Annotated in this window: 3 protein-coding genes; 2 read left to right on the top strand and 1 reads right to left on the bottom strand. The window is 35.1% G+C overall.

Annotated elements, in window-relative coordinates:
* Window positions 1-421, top strand: a 421-nt coding sequence (locus tag A8B35_RS23495; protein ID WP_171973263.1) for a hypothetical protein, incomplete at its 5' end; no start/stop codon positions are given.
* Window positions 418-1,131 (top strand): hypothetical protein, encoded by a 714-nt coding sequence (locus A8B35_RS22895; protein ID WP_068475859.1) that lies wholly within the window; start codon window positions 418-420, stop codon window positions 1,129-1,131. The genes A8B35_RS23495 and A8B35_RS22895, both read left to right, overlap by 4 nt.
* Window positions 1,132-1,284: 153 nt before the next feature.
* Here the strand turns inward: A8B35_RS22895 and A8B35_RS23655 are convergent.
* The coding region (locus A8B35_RS23655) for a hypothetical protein (protein WP_222844213.1) at window positions 1,285-1,469 on the bottom strand (185 nt) is incomplete at its 5' end.

The raw sequence follows: 1,469 nt of genomic DNA, 5'->3' as shown, positions 1-1,469 counted from the left end.
GAGCGGGGTAGGTTCTACTTCGCATATTAAGTTTAGCCTTAGTCAAAGCATATCAGATCAATTAGGCCTATTAAAAAATCGTACTCCCGATAATTTCTGGATTTATGCCAATAACGATAAACTAATAATTGTTGATGTTAAGGTGGGAAGTAGTTTCGATAAAGACCAATTGCTCGATTATGGTAAAATAATGGATGCGCTGGTTCAATTTAAATCAGAAAAAGGAAAAGCCCTCTCACAATTTCTTGAAAGCAAAAATATACCAGCCTCCGCTCTAGATAACGTCGAATTTCGTTATATTGTGCTCGATGGTGGAAAAGGAGATGTGGCAACACAGGCTGCTAAGATTCAGAAGGCAGTTAAAGGTTCAAATCTGATAACTGATAAAGCAAAACAACGTATTAAAGTAGTAACAGAATGATAGACAATATAGAAATACAGTTTACAGTTGCGATGCCTACTAAGGAGTCGATAAGAGATATTTTAAATTCAATTAAAAACTTTAATATTAATTGGACAGAAATCTTTGTTTGGAGTTCATCATTTCCTGATGATACAAAAGATTACCAGATATTTGAAGACGCAATTAATGGATTTATTAATAATATTGAAGAAGAAGATAGTTTTATTTATAGTGAACGAAAATTAGGTGAACATAGTAAACATGCTTTGTTAATGAAACACATAAATGATGAACAACTTTATGTTCAGTTTGTATGTGAAGAACCAAATTTCACACTCGAACAGTTTCATTATTACGAGCAATTCTTCTATAATATTTATCAATCCTTAGATAGTAAGATATTCTATAAGAGCTTTGTAGGGGTAGCATCTAAAAGAAAATTTTATCGTGAGAATGATTTAATGGATATAAATTTTTACACAGACCCTTTTTTAGAAGAAGACTTTTGTTACCGATGTTTAACTCCCAAATCAGTTTATGGGAAATGGCACACCAAGGAGCAATTGTTGCAAGCTCCATTTTATAGTATTAAGGAGTTAGCCAATGAAACATTAGAAATAATTCAGTTTGAGCATCCTATTGATATTACCAATACACAACACATAGAGAATATGCGTAGCCTACAAACCTACTTAAGCGAGCACAATACCTATCCTGAAGATTTATAATTTAGAGAAAATATTTTAAGAGGGAATTTAATCCTCCGCTCAGCGCAGCACCGCAGTAACAATTTGCACGTTCGGCATAGCGTCTCGCTATGTCGTATTAGGCAAGGCTTCTAGCCTTTGTTTTGTACAAAACTTATATTGTAGCATTTTTATTTAGCAGGCCATAGATCTAATGAAAACACTGAAGCGAGACGCTTCGCTGAGTGGGTCACGCTCGCTATAAAAAGAGACACGTTTAATGGTAGCCGCATCAATAAAGAGTCCCAAACAGTCACGCATGACTCCCCGAGAGTCACGCTCGCAATAAAAAGAGTCACGCTCAATGGTAGCCGTATCAA

This window comes from Saccharicrinis aurantiacus, from assembly GCF_001660705.2.
Taxonomy (GTDB): domain Bacteria; phylum Bacteroidota; class Bacteroidia; order Bacteroidales; family Marinilabiliaceae; genus Saccharicrinis; species Saccharicrinis aurantiacus.
This window is presented reverse-complemented; position numbering and strand designations above follow the sequence as displayed.

Excerpts from the sequence above, each read along its gene's own strand:
- A8B35_RS22895 (WP_068475859.1), top strand. The coding sequence starts at position 418 with ATGATAGACAATATAGAAATACAGTTTACAGTTGCGATGCCTACTAAG.